Below are 21,408 nucleotides of genomic sequence, written 5' to 3' on the forward strand. Positions count from 1 at the left end.
CTAGAATATTCGCTTCCTGAGTTGAGGAACTTCAGAAGCTAGACAGTAATAGGACTCATCACATCGAAGGGCAATATTAACTAGCGTCCCCGAAAAACTAGTACATTTGTTTTCATATATAATTTCATTATCCCTTATAGTGACGTACCCGTCATTACTGAAAATCATCAGGTTTCCATGATTTTTTTTGACAAATTCTTGTAGTAAATGTAAACCTTCACCCTGTCGAACACCATTCTGCTTTGTACTATTTCCCGGCTGGAATGCCCACTCTAGGGCCTCAGTAGCAGTCATGGCTGAGTTTTCAGGTAAAGTGCGAACTCTACTAGGGATACCAATACCAAAGTCGATAACCGTTAACTGGAGCATACCTGCTTCGGGATAGTTTTGACCGCAGCTAAATACGCCTATTGCAGACTGGCTATGCTCAAAGGCATTGAGATATATTTCTACGACTTTTCCTGTAATTGCTTCCTGTAATCCAGGACTGATATTGACCCAACCTTTGCCTAGCCACTTGTATCGTAGGTAGTCAGCTATAGCTATAGGGTCATGCTGGCGATCGCTCCTAAAGGGGATAGAGTTACCATCCCAAGGTTCCCAATTATAGCCAAAATCGCATAAAAAACCATTCTGAGCCAAGTTAGTACGAATTTTTTCATCGGTTAGGACATTAATACTCGACTATATCCAACCTCGCAATTTTTTATGTACCTGGGCTAGATACCACATATAATCATCAATTTTGTAGTTGTCAGCAGCTTGAACTATATATTCCTGAGCTAAATCAAGATTATTTTGAGCTTCGTAATATAATCCCAAGTAAAGATGACTGTAAAAATTCCCCTTTATCCCTTCTGATTTACCAACATTTAAAACTTCATCTGGTGTACAATCTTCCGCATACAAATCATATACGCACTGCATAACACGTCGAGGGTCATTTTTCACAGTTAGTAAAGAATTACGCGCCTCTTCAATATCTAACGAACGAGCTATGCAGAGATATCGCCATACTGTTTCTTCTACATCTTGAGCATTCACTGTCAAATCTATTTCAAATTGTTGAGCGCCCTCAGCAAATCTTTCTGCATAATAGTACGATAATCCCCGTTGCCAGAGGTAGGGTTTGATACGGATATCTAATTGCTCTGCCATGTCAAAATCTTGAATAGATTCATCAATCTTGGCTAGCTGAAAGTTAACCATGCCTCGGCGAATGTAAGCATTATGATTTTTCGGCTGATTACGAATGGTTTCGTTCCAGCGCTGGAGTTGATTTTCCAGAGAATTTGAGAAAAACATGAGTTGCCAAGCCTATATGGAGGATTAACTAGCATATTTTCAGCTTTCGGGAGAGTACGTCAATCCCTTTATCAATCTTCAAAATATTAGGTGTTGCTGATTTCTTAAAGCGTTAACTTTAAAAAACTGTTTCATGTCATACGCTTTCTTCTCTACGTGGAAATTTATCACATGACTATTGCTTCACAGATTTTCTGGATCAATTCCGCTAGCTTGCAATTTTGCCAACAAATCTTGATAACGCTGTCATTCTTGTTCTAACTTAAGAAGTGCAGTTTCCTTTGTGAAAGTGAGATCCATCCACGAGGTAGAAGAAACTACTTCCATAATTCAGTATTGTAGAGTTGGTGTCTTAAAATCAGGAAAAAACGCTCGTGGTTCCCATTAGAGATAATAATCCGACAAAAATCACGCCTTATGTGACTTATGGACTGATTGCTGCCAATGTCCTTGCTTTTCTTTATGAAGCAAATCTTCCCCCACAAGCATTAAATGGATTTTTACACCTTGCGGCTGTAGTTCCACGAGAACTCACTTTAAGCTTTGCTGGTACTTCTCTACATCAACCAGTGCCAGAGTGGGCAACTTTGATTACCTCACAATTTTTGCACGGTGGTTTCTTGCACTTAGCTGGCAATATGCTGTTTCTCTGGATTTTTGGTAACAACGTTGAAGATAAGTTGGGCCATGCCAAATATTTGCTGTTTTATTTATCTTGTGGAGTTTTGGCATCCTTAACTCAGTGGTTCTTCGCTCAAGATTCTAGCATTCCTTCTTTGGGTGCTAGTGGTGCGATCGCAGGTATTCTGGGAGCGTACATTCTCCGCTTTCCCAACGCCGAAGTTCTCGGTATAGTGCCTTTAGGGTTTTTCTTCCCAACTTTCCGTGTCCCGGCATATTTCTTTTTGGGATTCTGGTTTCTCGAACAAGCCTTCTACGGATTTGCTAGCCTCGAAACACCTACCAACATCGGTATGGAAAGCGGCGGTATTGCCTACTGGGCCCATGCAGGCGGGTTTATCTTTGGGGCAATTCTCGGCCCACTGTTGGGTTTATTTAACGATAAATCCCAGGAAGAATCTTGGTACAACTAATTCTTCATAGTATCGTAGCAACCCTCAATTCTCCTGATTGATTTAATAGGTGAAATTGCTTAACCTTCGCAACTGCTAGCCTTACAAGGTATATTGCAGTTAATCAATAATTTAGGAAAAACACCTGTGTTTCCCCTCTACGACGAAAATCCGACGCGAATCACCCCGTATTTCACCTACGGGTTAATTGGCATGAATATTTTAGTTTTTATTCATGAGGCGAGCCTATCACATGGACAACTGAATCAGTTTTTAAGTCAGTATGCAGTAATACCTCAAGAGTTAACCACCAATTTGAGTGGAGAGTGGATAACGTTATTTACGTCGCAATTCTTACACGGCGGTTGGTGGCACTTAATCTCTAATATGTTGTTTCTCTGGATTTTTGGCAACAATATTGAAGATCGATTAGGTCATGCCAAATATCTGATTTTCTATTTGGCGTGTGGTGCTTTAGCTGCCTTGTGCCAATGGTTCATTGGCATGAATTCTGAGATTCCTTCCTTGGGGGCAAGTGGTGCAATTTCTGGGGTTTTGGGTGCATACATTATCCGCTTCCCCCAGGCTAAAGTCATGACCTTAATATTTTTGGGGATTTTCATCACCACAATCAGAGTTCCAGCAATAGTGATAATTGGACTGTTTATTGTCCAAAATGTGATATCCGGTCTTGCTACCCTGCAAACAGCCGCTAACATGACTGTGCAAACTGGTGGAGTTGCCTACTGGGCCCATATTGGTGGTTTTGTTTTTGGGATAATTCTTGCTCCTTTATTTGGGTTGTTTAGGCGCGACTAAGCAATTCAAAATTCAAATTTTCACTGTGCAACTCCGGAAAAACAATTACTAATTCGCCATCTACCTTTGCATTATTTGGGAAACTATTAGTTTTTGCTGGCACCCGCTGAAACTTCTTCTGATTCTTGTACCTCAGATGCAAATCTTGATGATTGCACGACTTGTTCAGGTACAGAAACGATGATATCAGTACCATTGATAATTACTCCCAATAACCCCAGTTCCGATTCAACCAATTGATCAATAGCTTCACCTAGCATGTTCTCTTGTGTATAGTGTGGTCGCGCCACAAGTACAATACCATCGCTGTAGGGTTGAATTAACAAAGGGTCATTGGATATGCTGAGTGCGCTTGTATCTAAAATAACCAAATCAAACCGCTCACGGACATCTTCTATCAGCCGCCGCATTTCGCTGGATTCAAGAATAGCAGCGGATTGCCGCACAGGTCCAGGGCTAGGAAGAATGTATAAATTTTGTACATCAGGAACTAAACGAATACATTCACTTAAGTTAGCGTAATAACGCAGGGGTTCAATACTAGCGTCGGGGTCAGGAACTACTTTTAGGGATGTACAACGGGAAGGCGATCGCAAATCTGTTTCGATAATCAAGGTTCTTTTACCAGCACGGGCAGAAGCTATACCCAAGTTATAAGCACTTGCCGTCTTACCCTCTAGGCTACTGGTGCTAGTAATTAACACTACCTTTAAGGTTTTACCACCAATCCGGCGCAGATTACTGCGAAATTTCTCATAAAATTCTAAATAAGGAGAATCCGCAGAAAGTACCACTGGCACTGCTGCTTTATCCAAATCATCAACTGGCATTAAAGGCAATTCTCCCAACAGTGCCACTTCCCGTTGCTTGAGGCTCTCGCGGATATCCTCCCTGGTTTTGAAAGTTCCTTCCAGCGCTCCCAGTAAAAATATCACCCCGCCACCAACCAACACACCTAAGAAACCACCCACAGCAAGGGTAATAGGTACACTCTTGGGTGGTTTGGCATCGACAACGACTGTGGGGCGTCTGGCAATGCTAAGGCTGCTGGTAGTTTCTACCTCTGCGGTTTTAGCATCAGTTAGTTTCGCCTGCATTTGGTCATAGATGGCTTTTTTGAGTCCAACCTCTTGTTCTAAACGCGATCGCTCTAATTGTTTATTGGGTATGAGAGAATACTCTCGCCGTAGTAGTGCTTCTTGTTGAATTTCTTGGGCTAGTTGTTGTTGAAGCGTCTCCCCCTGCGTTTGCAACGCCACCATCTGGTTTGCCAATTGCTGCCGGGCTGGATCTAAGCTACTTTGAGTGCGAATACCTGCAACGCTACCCTGAAGTGGAGCCGCCGTCCCATCACCACCTAACACCTCCGCGGCACGTTGTTGCAGCAATTCCTCAGCAGCTTGTTTCTGACGCAGCAATTGAATCATCGTTGGGTGTTCTGGTCGCAAATCTTTTCTGAGTAGAGCGATTTGCGATTCACTTTGATAAATTTGCGTTCGTAAATTACCAATAATTGGATCGGCACTCAAAGCAGAAGAAATATAAGCTTGTCCAACTGTTAAGCCTAACTTACTTTGTATACTGCGAACTTGACCATCAACCCCAGAAATAGTTAATTGAATTTGCCGTTGAAGATTTTGGCTAGCAGTAATGGCGCTTAACAAGCTACCATTCTCTGCTGCCAATATTGCCGTTCGCTCTATGCGATCGTATTGTTCTAACTTCTTTTCAGCAATTTGCAATTCCCGTTTAGTTTGTGGTGTGCGATCGTTAATCTTTTGAATAATTGCTTGTAATCGCCCAGTATTGATATCACTGCTCAACTTGATCATTGCTTGCATCAATTCCGCCAAGACTTGTATACCTCGTTTGGCGTCAGTATCTACATATTTCAATTGCAAGATACTAGATTCCAATTCTCCAGTCTTGGGATTTTTTTTAGGTATAGAAAGAACGACACTAGTACCAAGCTTATTCGGTTTGACATCGACTTTCTCTGCCACTGTTGCAATTATCTGGTTTGATAGTAAAACTTCCTCATTTAGTTCTTTTCCTTGCTGTTGGATTTGAGTACCAGTTGCCGAGAAAGAAACTGGTGGACCACTATAGGTAAGTGCAGCAGATGCTATGTAACTAGTAGGTGGCTCTGGCTGCATAGCCACCACAGTTGACCCTGCTACAATTAGAGCAAAACTAGCTAGTCCAATCCACTTATACTTATCAAAAGCAATAAGATAGCGCTTAACAATTGGTGGGGTCATGGCAGGAGAATATAGAATCAGTTATCAGTTTTTATTTGTCACCCTCATCTCCTCCTCTCTCACACCTGGCAACAATCGGTGAAAAGGTGAGAGTCACTAATTTTATCGATTGCCACCGAAGTCGTCAAAAAACCGGAGAAAGGATTGAACATTGAAGAAAGGTTGGGTAATGGTAGTCAGGAAATTAGTAATTTTACCGATAAGGTTCCGACCAACAACAATAACATCATTATCTTGAAGCGCCACATTTTGAGACGCATCACCTCCTAGAGCTTTTTTGGCATCAAGTTTCTGGGTAACAGCTTTACCTCGTTCCGGATCAAAGCGAACTAAAGCGATATCCCGGAGGTTAGCAGTGTCGAGATTTACTCCTCCCAAAGCATCTACAAATGTACTGCCGTTAGGCAGTGCTTGAATGGAAAGACCTCCTGCTGCGTAATTTAAAACCCGGACTCTAATCTGTGGTACTGCTAAGGATGAACGTGCTACCAAATTGCGATCATAACCGTCATCATTACCAACTTCACGACGGGGGATAAGTATCGCATCTCCGTCTTGTAAGCGTAAATTAGGAATTGAACCGCCATTTTGCAGTGCTGCATATAAGTCAATAGTTTGTGAAATCACAGAACCATCGATTAACTTGCGGCGGACTTGTATTTGTCGCAGGTCTGCATTCAACGTTGAACCACCAGATATTAGCAAGGCATCAGCAACGCGGGGTGTTGATGAATTAATCGGATAAATTCCTGGTCGAAATATTTCCCCGCTAATGGTAACTTGAACTGGTCGCGTTCCTGCCAAGGATACAACTACAATTGGATCTGGTACAATGCGACTTAAACCTAAGCGAATTTTTTCTTGAGCTTCTTCCAAGGTTAAACCTTGTAATGATACCGTTCCCACTTGCGGCACTACGATGTTACCTTCTGGACTAATTACAGCTTGAAAACTTAAGTCTTGACGCTGCGTTGCTAAAGCTAAAACTATTACTGGATCAACTACATAACGATTTAAATCCAAGCGAATTTTTTCTTGAGCTTCTTCCAAAGTTAAACCTTGTAAGGAAACTTTTCCCAGTAGCGGCACTACAATGTTACCTTCTGGATTAATTAAAGCTTGAAAGCTCAAATCTGGAAAGCGCTGAACCGAAACGCTAATTCCATCTCCTATTCCTAAGCGGTATAGGCCAGGAGGACGCTGAAGCACAACACTAATTGTATCTCCTGGTCCCAAGAGGTAGCGGCTGAGTTGGGGCGAAATTTCGTCATTTGTTGCGCCTGGAGGTACAACCTCAGTACCCGGCACAGGCGGGGGGGGTTGTCTTGGTGATTGTCCTTGAGATGGAAAAGGCTGGGCAACAACAAGTTGGATAGGTGTTGTTAAGAAAACTCCTACTTGAAGACTGACAAAACACAGGGCGCTGAATGCACGCATATAAGAATTAGGATCTATGAACGTTAGTGCAGGAAATACTGATATAGGAATTAACCGCGCCGAGTGGTTATTTTACTCTATTAATGTTCTAAATGTCTTTTGTGTCTGCAAGAATTTACCAATCAATAAGAGGAGAATTTTGCAGATTTTAATGTTTTCTTCATATTTTAGCCGAGTTTTAGGCTGAAGGCAATTATAGAGATAGTCATGACAATACCTTCGCCAAAAAAAGAGTATGAAGAGATAGGGCTGATGTAGTAGAGTTATTGTCTTCCAAAACGACAACTCAAAAACCACAAACAGCTGATGTTTGACATCGTAATTTACATTTAATCTCCAAGTTGCGTTGTGCTCCAGCATCATATCTGCTTTATCAAAACCTGGAAGCGCAGCGTCGTCACCGCAAATATGGTGTAACATACTTTACAAAAAACCTGCCATTAATACAGCTTGCACTGTTTCTCCAATAGACTGGGCTAAAGACCAAGATGTTTCTACTTGCCCCAAAGGTTCTATTGGAATCAGAATGCTCACGCCCACCCAAGGAGTGCGTTGCTTACGCCACTGTGCCAATTGATCCGCTAAGAACCAGTGTAAAGGTGATGGATTTCCGCCGTCTGGCATAGCGTACCATTGCAAGACAGCGAAGGTTTGCTGTGGTGTGGAGGCGCGAAAGAACCTAGCTTCTACTTGAGTTTCCACATTAGAAGCCAACTTTGTAGGCGATTTCACAGTAAATTTAGCAGAACGAGATTGAGCTACATCCCACTTTCCCCAGCGTGACCTTCCCCAGCCGTTAACGTCTGTCCACTCTACCTCTGGTTGATCCATAGGCCCATTTTGCGGCAGCAAAAGCAGGATTGCCTGAGATTGGGAACCTTCTTTTTTAACTACCTGCAAAGACCATTTATGTTCGCCAATTTGCTGTTCTGCTTGTTCAATAGTTTGCCAACCAGGAAGGGCTAACCCAGTCTTGCGGATCTGTTTTAACTGGTTGAGGGTACTAACAGGTGGCGGTTGTTTCCATTGCCAGTGTCCTGTCAGGTATCCGGGAACCCCTCCTATTGCCAACAGCACTAGCAATAACAAAAGTGCTGCTACCTGACTCAATTGGTTTTCTTTGAAAAACTTGGAGAAGGAAATCATCAGTAAAATTTATAATACTTAGGCAAAATTTTACTTCATAAAATCACACCGTGAGTTCAGTAATATTTATGAGCACAGAAGAGGCAGGGGAGCAGGGAGCAGGGAGTGGAGAGGAAAGAGGGGAAATAAGTAATTTTAACTCTCCCCCTTGCTGGGGGCAAGAACTGCCCCTCTGCCTTTTATGCCCAATACAACTTTTGGAGAGGCTGGCGCTTAGGGCGTAGCTATGCCGCAGGCTTTACGACGCCGCTCAGGCTAAACTCGGCACAAGTCGGCTACGCTCAGGACAAGCTCAGTAAAAGTGCCCAATGTTTCTAACTTTCTCCTTCTTGCTGAGTTTCTAGAGATGTTGAAAAATAGCTATTAATACCATTCAGTAAGGGCACTAGTGACACCAGCATACAAGCAGAGTAGAGGTCACCACCCCAACCCTCATGCAGCCATTTAAAAGCCGCTTCTTGACCTGTGCCGTGAAAGAAAGTCAGCAAAGTATTACGAATGATATTGGCAGTAGTACTAACGATCGCAGCAATAGATAAAAACGATATAGTTGTGCGGCGTGAAGACAAAGCGTCTGTCCAATAAAGCAGCATCAAGCCTACGTAGAGAGTAGTAAACAACATTTTCAGCCCTGCACAATAGGGGGCAACTTCCACAATCCGTCCTCCCACGTAGAGATTTATCTCATCTACGGTTACTTGCATACCAAATTGATTCAGTATGAAGCCTGCCGTACCAGCGATGAAGCTTTGGAGAGGCATACTATAGGGAGCAATGAGATAGGGCACTGCTGTTGGAGTTGCCAAAAATACTAGTAGCAAGGGGAATCCTTGCGATCGCAAACCTGGTATTCCCTTAAACCACAAGCATAATCCTGCCAGTATAACGGGCAAGGAAAGGTTAACCCACTCTGTAACACCGCTCAGATAAAAGACTGCCCCTAATAACAATAAAACAGCGCCCAAAGGATGGATGGTATCTGGTAAACGTGTCCACTTTTTCCGGTTCATCCAGCCCAGATAAGCAGCAAATGGTAAACCAATGATCCCGTGGCTGAAATATTCGTGTTCTGTACTGATATTTTTGTGCAGCCAACCATCCAACCAGTGGAGCAATATAGGAGCATAAAGCAGCAGCAAAACGCCTAAAATAGCTAGATTTAACAACCCTGACGCGTTTCTGTTTTTAATCTGTTGCTGGAGTGCCATGATTTTCAGTAATTCAAAAACTGTCAGTAGTCAATGGTCAGATTTTTTGCCATTGAATTAACTTTAGGCTACCACGCTGCCAAGGTCAGCAGGGCATGAATTATCTGCCTTAGAACTTGTTGATACTGCATTGGCGATCGCTGCAACAACTTCTTTGACTTGGCTACTGCTCAAACCAGGATACATCGGTAATGATAATATTTGCTTTGACAGTTTTTCTGAAGAAGGAAAATCTCCAGGCTGATAGCCTAAGTTGGTGAATGCTGGCTGGAGATGACAAGGAATTGGGTAGTGAATGCCAGTTTGAATTCCTACTGCTGTTAGTTTTTCCTGGAGTAGCTGGCGTTCTATTGGGCAAGAATCATCAATTTTAATCACATAAAGATGATAAACGTGCCCTGTAGCACTTTGGTTTTCCATAGGGATAATGCCAGCAGTTGCTAAGGGTGCTAGTTCCTGATCATACTGCTGGGCAATAGTCAGGCGATCGCGATTCCACTGTGGCAAATATGGTAGTTTCTCGTGCAATACCGCTGCTTGTAAAGTATCCAGGCGGCTATTTGTACCTGCTTCAGTATGAAAATACTTTTGCGATGCACCATAATTTCGCAAGCGCCTCATCTTTTCGGCTACATCTGAATCTCGTGTCAGCAGCATTCCCCCATCCCCAAATGCTCCCAAATTTTTGCTGGGATAGAAACTAAAAGCTGCTGCTATTCCTAGTGAACCAGCCTGATATCCGTCTCTTTCGGCGAGGTGTGCTTGTGCTGCATCTTCAAAAATTAGTAGTTTGTAGGTATCGGCAAAGTTTAATAGTTCGCGTGGTGATACCATCTGACCATAAAGATGCACAGGGATAATTGCTTTGGTATGAGGCGTAATTGCCTTTGCTGCTTTTCTTAAGTCAATTAAAGCTGTTTGGCGATCGCAATCTACCAAAATTGGCTTCGCACCAGCCCGTTGTACCCCAATCAAAGTTGCTATAAAAGTGTTTGCTGGTAAAATCACTTCATCGCCAGCACCAATATTACACGCTTGCAATCCGAGAGCGATCGCATCTGTTCCTGATGCAACACCAACTCCATATTCTGCCCCAGACACTGCCGCAAATGCTGCTTCAAAATCTGAGAGGGCTTGCCCTAAAATAAAATCTCCCTGTTCCAATACAGATTGGATTGCATATTGCAATTGCGTTTGAATTGGTTCGTGTTGTAACTTCAGGTTTACAAAAGGAACTCTAATAGTCATTTTATTCATTACCAGTTGTCCTTAAAAAAATATTCCTTACATGGAAAAAATAGAAAACCCTGCACAGTTTTCAGGATGAAATTGTAATAGGTTTAATCTATCGGATAGAGACTTATATTAACTATCTAAGATTGTCAGCCATCAATGCTAGCTGTAATCAGTATAAATGGCTATAAAAATTACATAAATATATTCTTTATAAGTAAATTTACTTTTAATGTGCCGGGCAGAATTTTTCCTTATGTACATAAAAAATGACAACCTTTGTATTCTATCCCTAGCATTAGCTTACCCTAGCTGAATCCAAATCTAACGCAGTCTGATTGCAAAATCTCAAGTACTAAAGACTACACTAGTGCTAAAAAAAGAACATTTAGCATCAGTAGCTAGGAAGTTGTAGATACCACGTCGCCGACTTAATGGAAGGGATAAAAAATTTTTGCCCCAAATTTGTTTGTCAGAGGCAAAATTAGGGAATGCTTAAAAATAGCAATTGATAACCCAGAAATAGGGCTTATATCAATTACAGTATCGAGAAATTATTAAGGTAGCAGTGGCAATGATAGAGCCTGAAAACAAATTATTTGCCCTAAAGGATGGTTGGGATTCTCATGAATCAAGAGAACAACAACGCCTCAAAGCTTTGTCAGATTTAGGTTTGCGACAACCAGAAACGATTCCGGTTTTTGAAGAAGCCACACAGACTGCTGCCCACTTTTTGGAAGCACCAATTTCCATATTGGGATTTATAGATCAAGAACGCCACTGGTTCAAGTCGGCAGTGGGCTTATCTAGGCTGGGACTAATGAACCATTTGGCACAAAGCCGCCAACTGTCACCTCGGGAATCCTTTTGTACTCAGGTAGTAGAAAGTTTACAAACGTTTGTAACTAATGATACACATAACCTTGTAGATCCAGCACTTGCTAGCAGTAAGTTGGTGCAGGATTATGGTATTCGTGCTTACTTAGGAGTGCCACTGATTGATGCTGAGGGACATTGTTTGGGTGCACTAGAGGTGATGGATTTAGTGCCGCGCAATTTTACAAACCGAGACATTGAGTTTTTACAAATTATAGCTCGTTGGAGCATGAGTGAATTTGAACGTAACCGACTCCTGCAAAGGAAACTCGAATCAAGCACTTCCAAGAGCGCTCCGATATTTTCACTCAATGACGAACGTAACGCTGAGATTAAAATCACCCCACGCACTAAAGATAGCGACTCTATTTCTACCAAGCAGCTGAAACTGGAACTTTTGGCTCAACTAACTCAGGAGTTACGTACACCCTTAACATCTGTACTTGGTATGGCTAGTGTTTTAGGACGTGAGATTTATGGCCCTTTAATGCCTAAACAGAGAGAATATTTAGAAATTATCCAACACAGTGGTCGCTACTTACTTTCTTTAGTAAACGAAATTACCGAACTAGGAGCTATGGATGAAAACTCAACTGTGCTGAATTTGGCTCCTGTGGATATCGAAATGCTGTGTCAACAAGCTATCAATACCCTAGAAGAAGCGGCTAATCGCCGTGAACAAGATATTCGCCTCTCTATAGAACCGGGACGCAATCGCATTTTGCCTTTAGATAAAGACAAGGTGCGGCAAATCCTTTACCACCTGGTTTTCAGTGTGATTCAACTTTCGGCTACAGGTAGCATTGTTCGCATTCATGTCTCTTACAAGGAAGATACGCTCAACATTACTATTTGGGTTTCCCATCCCTGGCTAGGGGACGGGATAACTGAGGTTGATCCCTATTTCCGTCTCAATTCTTTGTCGTTGCTGGAATTGACAGGTGAAGTAGCAAGTTACAATACTCATGCACAAAGCCAGGAGCAACCAGATATTTCATCAGTAGCAGTGGACAATTCAAAAAACTTGAGTGATTCCCATGCAAATTTATTTGCTGGTAGTTCAGGTATAAATTTAGCTAAATCACATGGAAGTCTTTCTCGTGAAAGCTTGGGTCTATTGCTAAGTTGTCAACTGGCAGAATTGCATAGTGGACATATTTTAATTCAAGGTTCACCAGAATCAGGATATCGTTATGTGCTTTGTTTGCCATTGCAACTGGCGACTTCCTCACAAGCAATTAGCGATGTCTGATTACAGCCAGTAGGGAACATCTTACAGGTGATAGGGGATAGGAAAAGATAAATTCATACTTTAGTTGTGTACTAAGTACGTGAAGGGTTAATTAACAGTAGTTAAAAAGCTAACAATTACTGACATTTATTCACTTTCGCATTAGAGAAAAGCAGGGAGCTTTAGATTATAGGTGGTAGCTGATGGCCATAAGTAAAAAGATCATCACTAAATTGCAATCTACATTATTACCTTTTTATAGCCATACGCATTATGATCAATTCCAAGTTCTGCGTCAGCAGGCTAATTGATCGCAATGTTTTTTATGAATTTAGTCTGGCAACGATTTACTCTATCATCTTTACCGCTCAAAGAATATTTTGCTACCAGTTACGTACACCGTTTTCTGGTGGGACTGTTAAGTTCTTGGCGGCAAACCAGCGTCTTAATTCAGTGGGGAGATGCGATCGCAGCGGCTTTACTGAGTTTAGTATATGCGCTTGCACCTTTTGCTTCGAGTACATTGGTCGGCTTGTTGCTGGTGGCATGTGTGGTATTTTGGCTGTTGTTGACTTTATCTGATGAAGCAACACCAGCAAATGTCTCGTCAGTCACTCCCATTCACCTGCTGGTATTGTTCTACTGGGGAATTGCCGCAGTCGCAACAGCATTATCACCAGTGAAAAAGGCGGCACTTAACGATTTGGCAACGTTGACCTTGTATTTGCTACTATTTGCCCTTTGTGCCAGGGTACTAAGGTCACCTCGCCTCCGGTCTTGGATTATCATCCTTTACCTACACGTATCGTTAATTGTCAGTGTATATGGATTGCGGCAATGGTTTTTTGGAGCCACTGCACTGGCAACTTGGGTTGATCCAGAATCTCCTCTGTCTAAGACTACAAGAGTCTACAGTTATTTAGAGAATCCCAACTTATTGGCTGGATACCTCCTACCAGCAGTAATTTTTAGCTTAGTGGCAATTTTTGCATGGCAAAGCTGGCTTAAAAAAGCTTTAGCATTAACAATGTTGATTGTCAATACTGCCTGCCTGATCCTGACTTTTAGTCGTGGCGGTTGGATTGGACTTGTGGTGGCAGTTTTGGCTGTGATGGCATTGCTAGTTTATTGGAAAAGCGACCAAATGCCTCTTTTTTGGCGTACTTGGTCACTACCGATTGCCTTGGGAGGTTTGATTGGGGTATTAATACTAGCAGTGATATTTGTAGAGCCAGTCCGCCTGCGAGTATTCAGTATTTTTGCCGACCGTCGAGATAGCAGTAATAATTTTCGCCGAAATGTGTGGGATGCTGTCTTTGAGATGATTCGCGATCGCCCGATTTTCGGCATTGGTCCTGGTCACAACTCTTTTAATCAAGTTTATCCCCTCTACCAACGCCCTCGTTACACTGCTTTAAGTGCTTATTCAATTTTGTTTGAAGTGACTGTAGAAACTGGCTTTGTTGGTTTAGCTTGCTTTCTCTGGCTAATAATTGTCACATTTAATACGGCATTACTACAAGTGCGACGATTGCGACGATTGAGAAGTGGAGAGGGATTTTGGTTAATTGGGGCGATCGCTATTTTGTTGGGTATGCTAGCTCACGGCACTGTAGATACTGTTTGGTATCGTCCTGAAGTCAATACTCTCTGGTGGCTCATCGTTGCCTTAATTGCCAGCTATTGGACACCTTTGGCTCAAAAGCAGACAAATTTATCTAATTCAGAACCAGCAATAAACTAACATCAATAAGTTGTCAGTTGTTGTCTTACTGAACAACTGACAACTTTTAAATTTTGAATTATCTAATTGTCTAATCTCTGTATGTAGTGGCACTTGGGGCATTAGGGTCGCGATAAGCAGTCGGTTGAGGATCGCGCTTTTTGCCAGCCAACCCAGCTAGACCAAATAAACCAATCAATCCTAGCCAACCCCAATTAGAATCGTTGCGCTCATTAGTGGTCGTTGTGGGAGCAGTAGTGGCCCCGGAGTCATTAGTTGTCTGAGCTTGTGCAGATAGAGTTAAGGGTAAAATTCCCATACTCAAGCTGAGAACGCCAGCCCCAACAAATGTAATGAAATTACTTTTCATAAATCTGAAAATTCCTGATGCCATCCAAAGTTACTCACCACTGTATCGAGTCTCAACCTTAACAAAATCAATCTGCGGCTATAAACTAGGCATTTTCAGAACTCACGCTGTAGACATACAACATAATTTTCACAGCAATCAGTTTCTCACTCTTACTGTGGTAGTTTAGCAAACCGATCCTCAATAGCTTTTCATAGCCCGTTGAATATCACGCTGGTCTTGGCGTCGTTTCAGGTCTTCTCGCTTATCGTGGAGCTTTTTACCTTTGCCAAGGGCTATACTCACTTTTAGCCAGCCTCGTTTAAGATACATTTTCAAAGGGATTAAAGTTAAACCCTGCTGTTCGACTTTGCCAATTAGCTTACGGAGTTCTTGGCGATGCAATAGTAGCTTGCGTGTACGCCGTGGTTCATGATTAAAATATTGTCCACTAGCGTTGTAAGGTGAGATATGCACATTAATCAACCATGCTTCGCCATTGCGAAGCAAAGCATAGCCATCTTGGAGATTGACTTTACCCGCACGAATCGACTTAACCTCTGTTCCTGTCAATTCAATTCCAGCTTCGTAAGTTTCTAGAATTTCATACAAATAACGGGCTTGACGGTTGTCGCAAATAACTTTGTAACCTTCGTTCTTGTCGCTCATTGATAATTTTGTGTGCTTTAAATGTACCTAAAAAATTATTTGGATTGGCTTATGAATTATAGGGTGTATCTTATAACCGCTATAAATTGTGAACTGTATATCACTAATTTAGCTTTTCTAAGTTCACAATTCAAAATTTTCCGGCAACTTTAAGTTACCTGAGAGCAATAATCATTAGTGATTGGCTAAGTACTAATGAAAAAGGACAAAGGATAAAAAACAAAAGATATTTATACTTACTTAAGTAAGTGAGCAATAAGAAATAAAATTATGTTACGTCCACTTACTTCGCTTTTTGAAAATTATTAATTATATCAATATTAATTTACACTATAGTGAGCATTAGTGAGCATTTGTTCTGCCTTATTGAGGAATTGTTACAAATTACAAAACTTTCTATACCTCCCCAGCACAGGAAGTCAGAGGTGAGTTAGAATTGTTAACCTATACATAAAGATTTAAGATTCCCTTTATAAATCAACCCTGAAGGCATTCATTAGCTGGTAATCCTGTCATAGGATGAAACATAAGAACACTATTCTTGCTTGTGTTCACTGATGGAGTACGTAAAAGCAAATTTCTGAGTAAAAAAATGCTAGGGGTGTATTGTCCATGCCCTTGACGATCCTTGTAGTGGATGATGATTTGGGCACTCGTCTGTATATTAGCGACTATCTTGAACTGTCTGGCTACTCGGTAATTATGGCTAATGACGGTCAAGAGGCTTTGGCTATGGTGGATGAGTATCATCCCGATTTGATTGTCACGGATATCGCCATGCCACAGATGAATGGCTACGAATTAGTGCGCCGGGTGCGTCAACAGCCAGTATTTCGGTTATTGCCTGTAATTTTATTAACAGCCCGAACTAAGACTCAGGAAAGAATTATGGGCTACCAATCAGGGTGCGATTTATACTTACCCAAACCCTTTGAACTGGAAGAGTTAGCAGCAGCAATCCGTAATCTTTTAGAGCGATCGCAAATCATTCAATCAGAGTACCGCTTTTCTCATAAAGATAGTTTGGGTCTTTCCACCTCAACAAAAGCGGTGGACACCTATAATTCTTTGTCCACTCAAATTCAGAAATCCCACTTGCACTCATCCCTAACTCATAGAGAACAGCAAGTCTTAGAGTTATTGACTCATGGTCTTTCTAATGCCGAGATGGGTCATCAGCTATATCTGAGTCCTCGAACAGTGGAAAAGTACGTTAGCAGTTTATTGAGAAAAACTTTAACTAGCAACCGAGCGGAATTAGTACGTTTTGCGATTAAGCATGGTCTGGTGGAATAAAAAAGTGAGGAGTTAGAAGTGAGGAGTGAGGAATTAAAACTCCTAACTCCTAATTCCTAACTCATAACTCATAACTCATAACTTTTGTAAGCAGACCTTCACAAGCATCGATCAGTAAATCAATAACTTGATTAAATCCCTGTTGACCACCGTAATACGGATCTGGAACTTCCTTTAGAGTGTGTCGAGAGCAAAACTCGCACATCAAACGCACTTTATACTGATATTGTTTAGTTTGATCAAGAGCGAGGATGTTCTCATAATTTTCTTGATCCATCGCCAAAATCAAATCAAAATCTTGAAAATCTGACTCTTGAAACTGGCGGGCTTGACCACGCAGTTTAATTCCCAACTTTGTAGCAGCCGCAGCACTCATGCGTCTATCAGGTGGGCTACCAATGTGATAACTAGATGTACCAGCAGAGTCACAAAGGATACGGACACCTTTGGAATCGGCACAGCCATCGCTCAAGCCAGCCTGCTCAATTAGATGATTCATAATGTTTTCTGCCGATGGCGATCGGCAGATGTTACCTAAGCAGACAAATAGCAACTTGTAAGCCATAGATATTTTTTACCTTTAGTCAAAAGTCAAAAGTCAAAAGTCATTAGACCAATGACCAATGACTTTTGACTAAAATCCAGGAAGTTCCAGTCCACTGGTCAATTCTTCCATACGTTCCCGCATTGTTGCAGTGGACTTGGTGTAGGCTTCTTTCATTGCCACTGTCACCAGATCAGAAACTACTTCTGCACCTTCGGCTAAAGCATCTGGAGAAATTTCTACCCGCTTGGGTTCTTGGTTACCACTGACAATCACCTTCACCAGCCCACCGCCAGATTCTCCTTGAATCTCCATTTGCTCCAATTCTTCTTGAAGTCGCTTTGCGCCTTCTTGAACTTGCTGTGCTTTCTTAAAAGCTTCGGCCAGTTCCTTCATTTTTCCTAAGCCAAAGCCGAATCCCTGTCCTTTTCCTGTCATAATTAGTTTTACGCTTGTGCGTTGAATAACAAATCAAATTCAATTATAGATGCGGTAAGTAATTTGCCTCTTTTTTTACCAATAATTAATGCATCCTAGCATTGGGCATTGGTTACACCCTGTCTCTCATCTTTCCAATCCCAAATCTCCAACGCTCCATTTCCGAGATTGAGAGTTTCAACAAGCAGCTTGAAACTCTCCGAGCATTTTGACTTCTGGCTCTAACCGAATAGACCAACGTTCTTGTACCTGATGTTGGATATGACTAATGAGACAGAAGATGTCACTAGCTTTTGCCCCACCACGATTAACGATAAAATTAGCATGGAGTAGTGCTACTTGTGCTCCACCAATTTGGTAGCCTTTGAGACCAGTTTGTTCAATTAACCAGCCTGCGGTGTAAGGTTTGGGATTGCGGAACACACTGCCACAACTGGGGAAGTTGTATGGTTGGGTGCTCAACCGATGCTTTTTGTGTTGTTTGGTGATTGCCACAACTTTTGCTGGCTCGGCACCTGGCGCGAGTTGTAAAGTGGCTTGGGTGACTATGCGATCGCCACCTTGCAATAATGAAGTCCGGTAACTATAACTTAACTGTTCTGGGGTAATAGTTTCCAGCGTCCCATCGGGTGATAGTACCTGGGCACTAACTAACATATCTGCGATACAGCTATTATGTGCCCCTGCATTCATCACTACGGCACCTCCGGCTGTTCCAGGGATACCAACAGCCCACTCCAATCCTTCCCACCCTAATTCTGCTGCCGCCCATGCCAAGCTGGGAATTGATTCTCCGGCAGCAACGGTTAATTGACCTGTATGGGGGTCAAAGTTGCTGAAGCGGAGATGACGAGTAGCAATGACTAAACCTGATATACCGCGATCGCTCACTAGCAAGTTAGAACCTGCTCCCAGTGTTGTCACCTTTAAATCACGTTCTTTTGCGTATTTAAGACTTGCTTGCAGTGCTTCTAAGTTTCGGGGGGCAACGTATAAATCAGCAGCTCCCCCAACCCTATAGGAAGTAAACGCTGACAAGGAAGCCTGGGACTTAATCACACAATCAGTACTGGGTAAGTAAATTACTTCACTCTCCACCGAATTAGTTGTTTGGTGTTTCTTTGTATTCAAAGCAGAAACTGTGCAGACGTTTCCAGCTACCTGGGAAATGGTCATTTTTACTTTGTTTTGGTAAAATTTTTACATTTATTTAGCGCAAAGATCCGGTAATAGAGCTAACCTATGAAACCGTTGCTAGAGGGGCACTTTGCTCAGAAATAAAACTTCGCAAAGTCTCCACTTAAGATGTGGCTTTAGCTGGCTCACAAAGTGTTGTAATTACTTCAGGAATCACCTGGTTCAAGTTCCCAGCCCCCAAAAACAGCGCTAAGTCTCCTGGGCGTAGTGTTTGCAGCAAGTACTTACACACTGAGGGTAAAGTTGGTTGATAAACTACAGGAGAATGCTGTTTAGCAATTTCCGCCGCTAGATGTTCACCACTAATTTGCCCTAAATCGGGTTCGCCTGCACTGTAAATATCAGTCAGCACAACCAAATCAGCATGGGTAAAAGACTCGGCAAATTCTTTTAAAAAGGTCAGTGTCCGGCTATAGCGATGGGGTTGGAAGATGGCAACCACTCTTTGCCCTGGTCTTGCCTGTAAGCGTGCTGCGGCCAGAGTAGCACGAATCTCGCTGGGGTGATGAGCATAGTCATCAATAAAAGTAATACCATCAACTTCACCTCGGAACTCAAAGCGTCGTCTTGCTCCTTCAAAGGTGGCGATGCCTTTGGCAATTGCTCCAAATTCTAAGCCCAAGACTCGGCCAACAGCCACTGCTGCTAGAGCGTTGCTGAGATTGTGCCGACTGAGCAGGCGCAAATTCAATACGCCCAAAGCTTTGCCTCTTTCCCAAACTAAAGCCGTGGTGCCATCAGCACGATAATCAACATTAGTCACGGTGTAGTCAGCGTCGGTATCTGAGTATAAGCTGTAGCTGATTGTGGGTTGCAAGCGATCGCGCACTGTGGCACAGTCAATGCTACCTATTAACGTTTTACAACCCTCAGCAAATGTCTGGAAGATGTCAATGACTTCTTCTAATGTATCGTAATGGTCAGGATGATCGAGTTCAATATTGGTGATGATGCCAATTTCTGGAGCGTGTTTTACCAAAGAACCATCAGATTCATCTGCTTCGGCCACCAAATATTGGCTTTGTCCCAATCGAGCGTTACCGGACCAAGCATTGACTTCGCCACCCACTAAAATTGTTGGATCTAAACCAGCTTGCAGAAGCATATAGCCAATCATGCTACTGGTTGTAGTTTTGCCGTGTGTTCCTGCTACTGCAATACTGTAGTAATCGGAAATTAATGCGGCTAGTACATCTGAACGATGTAAAATTGGACAACCTAATTCCAGCGCTGCTTTGTATTCTAAATTATTCGTGTTAATTGCTGTTGAACAAATAACTTGAGGTAGTTTTGACTTAGTAGCAGTAGGTAATTGTTCTTGTGAATTTAATCCTACTGCATTAGCCAATACCTGAGGGCGAAAGAATTCGAGATTGCTTGCCTCTTGTCTACCAAAAATATGAGCACCAATAGATTCCAATTTGTGCGTAATGTGGTTAGGACGAAGATCCGAACCTGATACTGGAAATTGACGCTTGGTGAGAACGTATGCCAGAGCAGACATACCTATGCCACCGATGCCAATGAAATGAAATGGTCTACCACTAAAATCTACTGAATTAGTCATTTATTGCTCCTCTTACACCACACCACACCATAATCACAAATGACACGCGTATCATAACAGGAATTTGATTTTTACCGTAACTGCTCCTATATCATGTTCATGTTTGATGGCCAGATGATGTTTCTGCTCTGGTTTTGCTTATTCAGAATGATTTTACCTTGGTTGGAGGTTTTTGCTATTTTTGAACTGTTCTTAAGATTATTCTCAAAATTTTGGCTACATCGGGAAAGAAATTCTTGTAATGTCAAATACATATTTTTGGCTACCTTACTGGAATTGGCTACATAATACATTGTTTAGTGAAACTTATTTAAAATTGCATCAAGTCTAGGCCTGAATTGACTACAATAGTACATTGGTAATGAAACTATTTTTCAATTGCATAAAACCCAGGCATAACTGGATGCAGCAACTAGCAATTTTTGGTGGCACATTTGATCCAATTCATTGGGGACACCTGCTCGTAGCTGAGACAGCAATGCAAGAAGTATCCCTTGAAAAGGTAATTTGGGTGCCATCCCTAAATCCTCCTCACAAAGAAGCAGCTTTGTTTGAGCATCGTGTGGAAATGCTGCAATTAGCCATAAAAGACAACCCAGCGTTTACTGTCTCACAAGTGGAGGCAAATCGCTCTGGGACTTCTTATGCCATTAACACCCTGATCGACTTATCTGCTTCTTACCTAAATACTCACTGGTACTGGATTGTAGGCTTGGATACTTTCCAAACCTTACCCCGTTGGTACCGTGGACACGAACTAGCACAAATGTGTGATTGGTTAATCGCACCCCGACTGCTAGGTGGTGAGACTATAACTCAAAGCAAACTAATCTGCAAGCAAGTGGAGCAACAACTGAGGGAGCAGTCATCCACTATTCACTGGCAACTCTTGAATATACCTTTAGTAGGAGTTTCGTCAAGTCTAATTCGCAAATTTTGCCGCGAACGCCAGTCAATTCGTTATTTAGTCCCGGAATCGGTCAGACCATATATTACTAACAACAATCTCTACTCGAACAAATCTGAATAAATTATG

General features: G+C 42.2%; 19 protein-coding genes. 6 read left to right on the forward strand and 13 right to left on the reverse strand.

Annotated elements, in window-relative coordinates:
• Both V7K35_RS12740 and V7K35_RS12745 read right to left on the reverse strand, forming a co-directional pair.
• Window positions 1–642 carry a hypothetical protein gene (locus V7K35_RS12740; RefSeq protein ID WP_335079428.1) on the reverse strand — a complete coding sequence of 214 codons (642 nt, stop codon included), beginning with the start codon at window positions 640–642 and terminating at the stop codon, window positions 1–3.
• A 42-nt stretch (window positions 643–684) separates the two neighbouring features.
• Window positions 685–1,305 carry a tetratricopeptide repeat protein gene (locus V7K35_RS12745; RefSeq protein WP_335079430.1) on the reverse strand — a complete coding sequence of 207 codons (621 nt, stop codon included), beginning with the start codon at window positions 1,303–1,305 and terminating at the stop codon, window positions 685–687.
• 374 nt (window positions 1,306–1,679) lie between these two features.
• Here V7K35_RS12745 and V7K35_RS12750 point away from each other — a divergent pair, with 374 nt between their 5' ends.
• Both V7K35_RS12750 and V7K35_RS12755 read left to right on the forward strand, forming a co-directional pair.
• On the forward strand, window positions 1,680–2,399 hold the full coding sequence (locus V7K35_RS12750) for a rhomboid family intramembrane serine protease (RefSeq protein ID WP_334970782.1): 720 nt from the start codon (window positions 1,680–1,682) through the stop codon (window positions 2,397–2,399).
• Window positions 2,400–2,525: 126 nt separating this feature from the next.
• A complete protein-coding gene (locus tag V7K35_RS12755; RefSeq protein ID WP_335079642.1) occupies window positions 2,526–3,197 on the forward strand; it encodes a rhomboid family intramembrane serine protease in 672 nt (223 codons plus the stop codon).
• Between the two features lie 86 nt (window positions 3,198–3,283).
• Here V7K35_RS12755 and V7K35_RS12760 read toward each other — a convergent pair whose 3' ends face one another.
• The 5 genes from V7K35_RS12760 to V7K35_RS12780 all read right to left on the reverse strand — a co-directional run bounded on the left by V7K35_RS12760 (window position 3,284) and on the right by V7K35_RS12780 (window position 10,506).
• Window positions 3,284–5,458 carry a GumC family protein gene (locus tag V7K35_RS12760; RefSeq protein ID WP_335079432.1) on the reverse strand — a complete coding sequence of 725 codons (2,175 nt, stop codon included), beginning with the start codon at window positions 5,456–5,458 and terminating at the stop codon, window positions 3,284–3,286.
• A gap of 102 nt (window positions 5,459–5,560) precedes the next feature.
• Window positions 5,561–6,895, reverse strand: coding sequence for a polysaccharide biosynthesis/export family protein (locus tag V7K35_RS12765; RefSeq protein WP_335079434.1), 1,335 nt, complete (start codon window positions 6,893–6,895; stop codon window positions 5,561–5,563).
• A 423-nt stretch (window positions 6,896–7,318) separates the two neighbouring features.
• Window positions 7,319–8,041, reverse strand: coding sequence for a cyanoexosortase B system-associated protein (locus tag V7K35_RS12770; protein WP_335079436.1), 723 nt, complete (start codon window positions 8,039–8,041; stop codon window positions 7,319–7,321).
• Window positions 8,042–8,355: 314 nt separating this feature from the next.
• On the reverse strand, window positions 8,356–9,249 hold the full coding sequence (gene crtB, locus V7K35_RS12775) for a cyanoexosortase B (protein ID WP_334797176.1): 894 nt from the start codon (window positions 9,247–9,249) through the stop codon (window positions 8,356–8,358).
• Window positions 9,250–9,312: 63 nt separating this feature from the next.
• On the reverse strand, window positions 9,313–10,506 hold the full coding sequence (locus tag V7K35_RS12780) for a DegT/DnrJ/EryC1/StrS family aminotransferase (RefSeq protein ID WP_335079438.1): 1,194 nt from the start codon (window positions 10,504–10,506) through the stop codon (window positions 9,313–9,315).
• A gap of 550 nt (window positions 10,507–11,056) precedes the next feature.
• On the opposite strand from V7K35_RS12780, the gene V7K35_RS12785 reads away from it, so the two are divergent.
• Window positions 11,057–12,610: a GAF domain-containing sensor histidine kinase gene (locus V7K35_RS12785; RefSeq protein WP_335079440.1), complete on the forward strand. Its 1,554-nt coding sequence runs from the start codon at window positions 11,057–11,059 to the stop codon at window positions 12,608–12,610.
• A 304-nt stretch (window positions 12,611–12,914) separates the two neighbouring features.
• Complete coding sequence (locus V7K35_RS12790; protein ID WP_335079442.1) at window positions 12,915–14,333, forward strand: IctB family putative bicarbonate transporter; 1,419 nt, start codon at window positions 12,915–12,917, stop codon at window positions 14,331–14,333.
• 70 nt (window positions 14,334–14,403) lie between these two features.
• Here V7K35_RS12790 and V7K35_RS12795 read toward each other — a convergent pair whose 3' ends face one another.
• Complete coding sequence (locus tag V7K35_RS12795; protein ID WP_334797180.1) at window positions 14,404–14,682, reverse strand: WGxxGxxG family protein; 279 nt, start codon at window positions 14,680–14,682, stop codon at window positions 14,404–14,406.
• Window positions 14,683–14,862: 180 nt separating this feature from the next.
• Window positions 14,863–15,330, reverse strand: a complete 468-nt coding sequence (smpB, locus tag V7K35_RS12800; protein WP_094349892.1) for an SsrA-binding protein SmpB — start codon at window positions 15,328–15,330, stop codon at window positions 14,863–14,865.
• A 612-nt stretch (window positions 15,331–15,942) separates the two neighbouring features.
• Between smpB and V7K35_RS12805 the strand changes: the two genes are divergently transcribed.
• Entirely contained in the window at window positions 15,943–16,626 is a 684-nt protein-coding gene (locus V7K35_RS12805; protein WP_335079444.1) for a response regulator transcription factor, read from the forward strand.
• Window positions 16,627–16,687: 61 nt separating this feature from the next.
• On the opposite strand, the gene V7K35_RS12810 is transcribed toward V7K35_RS12805, so the two are convergent.
• From V7K35_RS12810 to murC, 4 genes are all read right to left on the reverse strand, one after another.
• On the reverse strand, window positions 16,688–17,191 hold the full coding sequence (locus V7K35_RS12810; RefSeq protein WP_335079446.1) for a low molecular weight protein-tyrosine-phosphatase: 504 nt from the start codon (window positions 17,189–17,191) through the stop codon (window positions 16,688–16,690).
• 69 nt (window positions 17,192–17,260) lie between these two features.
• Window positions 17,261–17,608 (reverse strand): YbaB/EbfC family nucleoid-associated protein, encoded by a 348-nt coding sequence (locus tag V7K35_RS12815; RefSeq protein WP_334797184.1) that lies wholly within the window; start codon window positions 17,606–17,608, stop codon window positions 17,261–17,263.
• A gap of 177 nt (window positions 17,609–17,785) precedes the next feature.
• Window positions 17,786–18,784 (reverse strand): UDP-N-acetylmuramate dehydrogenase, encoded by a 999-nt coding sequence (gene murB, locus V7K35_RS12820; protein WP_335079448.1) that lies wholly within the window; start codon window positions 18,782–18,784, stop codon window positions 17,786–17,788.
• Between the two features lie 124 nt (window positions 18,785–18,908).
• Complete coding sequence (murC, locus tag V7K35_RS12825) at window positions 18,909–20,372, reverse strand: UDP-N-acetylmuramate--L-alanine ligase (RefSeq protein WP_335079451.1); 1,464 nt, start codon at window positions 20,370–20,372, stop codon at window positions 18,909–18,911.
• Between the two features lie 403 nt (window positions 20,373–20,775).
• Here murC and nadD point away from each other — a divergent pair, with 403 nt between their 5' ends.
• Complete coding sequence (gene nadD / locus V7K35_RS12830) at window positions 20,776–21,402, forward strand: nicotinate (nicotinamide) nucleotide adenylyltransferase (RefSeq protein ID WP_335079453.1); 627 nt, start codon at window positions 20,776–20,778, stop codon at window positions 21,400–21,402.
• The last annotated feature ends 6 nt before the right edge of the window (window positions 21,403–21,408 follow it).

The sequence above is a fragment of the Nostoc sp. genome (assembly GCF_036917275.1).
Lineage (GTDB): Bacteria > Cyanobacteriota > Cyanobacteriia > Cyanobacteriales > Nostocaceae > Nostoc.

Excerpts from the sequence above, each read along its gene's own strand:
- nadD (WP_335079453.1), top strand. The coding sequence starts at position 20,776 with ATGCAGCAACTAGCAATTTTTGGTGGCACATTTGATCCAATTCATTGG.
- V7K35_RS12815 (WP_334797184.1), bottom strand. The coding sequence starts at position 17,608 with ATGACAGGAAAAGGACAGGGATTCGGCTTTGGCTTAGGAAAAATGAAG.
- V7K35_RS12790 (WP_335079442.1), top strand. The coding sequence starts at position 12,915 with ATGAATTTAGTCTGGCAACGATTTACTCTATCATCTTTACCGCTCAAA.
- V7K35_RS12795 (WP_334797180.1), bottom strand. The coding sequence starts at position 14,682 with ATGAAAAGTAATTTCATTACATTTGTTGGGGCTGGCGTTCTCAGCTTG.
- smpB (WP_094349892.1), bottom strand. The coding sequence starts at position 15,330 with ATGAGCGACAAGAACGAAGGTTACAAAGTTATTTGCGACAACCGTCAA.
- V7K35_RS12765 (WP_335079434.1), bottom strand. The coding sequence starts at position 6,895 with ATGCGTGCATTCAGCGCCCTGTGTTTTGTCAGTCTTCAAGTAGGAGTT.
- murB (WP_335079448.1), bottom strand. The coding sequence starts at position 18,784 with ATGACCATTTCCCAGGTAGCTGGAAACGTCTGCACAGTTTCTGCTTTG.
- murC (WP_335079451.1), bottom strand. The coding sequence starts at position 20,372 with ATGACTAATTCAGTAGATTTTAGTGGTAGACCATTTCATTTCATTGGC.
- V7K35_RS12745 (WP_335079430.1), bottom strand. The coding sequence starts at position 1,305 with ATGTTTTTCTCAAATTCTCTGGAAAATCAACTCCAGCGCTGGAACGAA.
- crtB (WP_334797176.1), bottom strand. The coding sequence starts at position 9,249 with ATGGCACTCCAGCAACAGATTAAAAACAGAAACGCGTCAGGGTTGTTA.
- V7K35_RS12760 (WP_335079432.1), bottom strand. The coding sequence starts at position 5,458 with ATGACCCCACCAATTGTTAAGCGCTATCTTATTGCTTTTGATAAGTAT.
- V7K35_RS12780 (WP_335079438.1), bottom strand. The coding sequence starts at position 10,506 with ATGAATAAAATGACTATTAGAGTTCCTTTTGTAAACCTGAAGTTACAA.
- V7K35_RS12785 (WP_335079440.1), top strand. The coding sequence starts at position 11,057 with ATGATAGAGCCTGAAAACAAATTATTTGCCCTAAAGGATGGTTGGGAT.
- V7K35_RS12770 (WP_335079436.1), bottom strand. The coding sequence starts at position 8,041 with ATGATTTCCTTCTCCAAGTTTTTCAAAGAAAACCAATTGAGTCAGGTA.
- V7K35_RS12805 (WP_335079444.1), top strand. The coding sequence starts at position 15,943 with ATGCCCTTGACGATCCTTGTAGTGGATGATGATTTGGGCACTCGTCTG.
- V7K35_RS12810 (WP_335079446.1), bottom strand. The coding sequence starts at position 17,191 with ATGGCTTACAAGTTGCTATTTGTCTGCTTAGGTAACATCTGCCGATCG.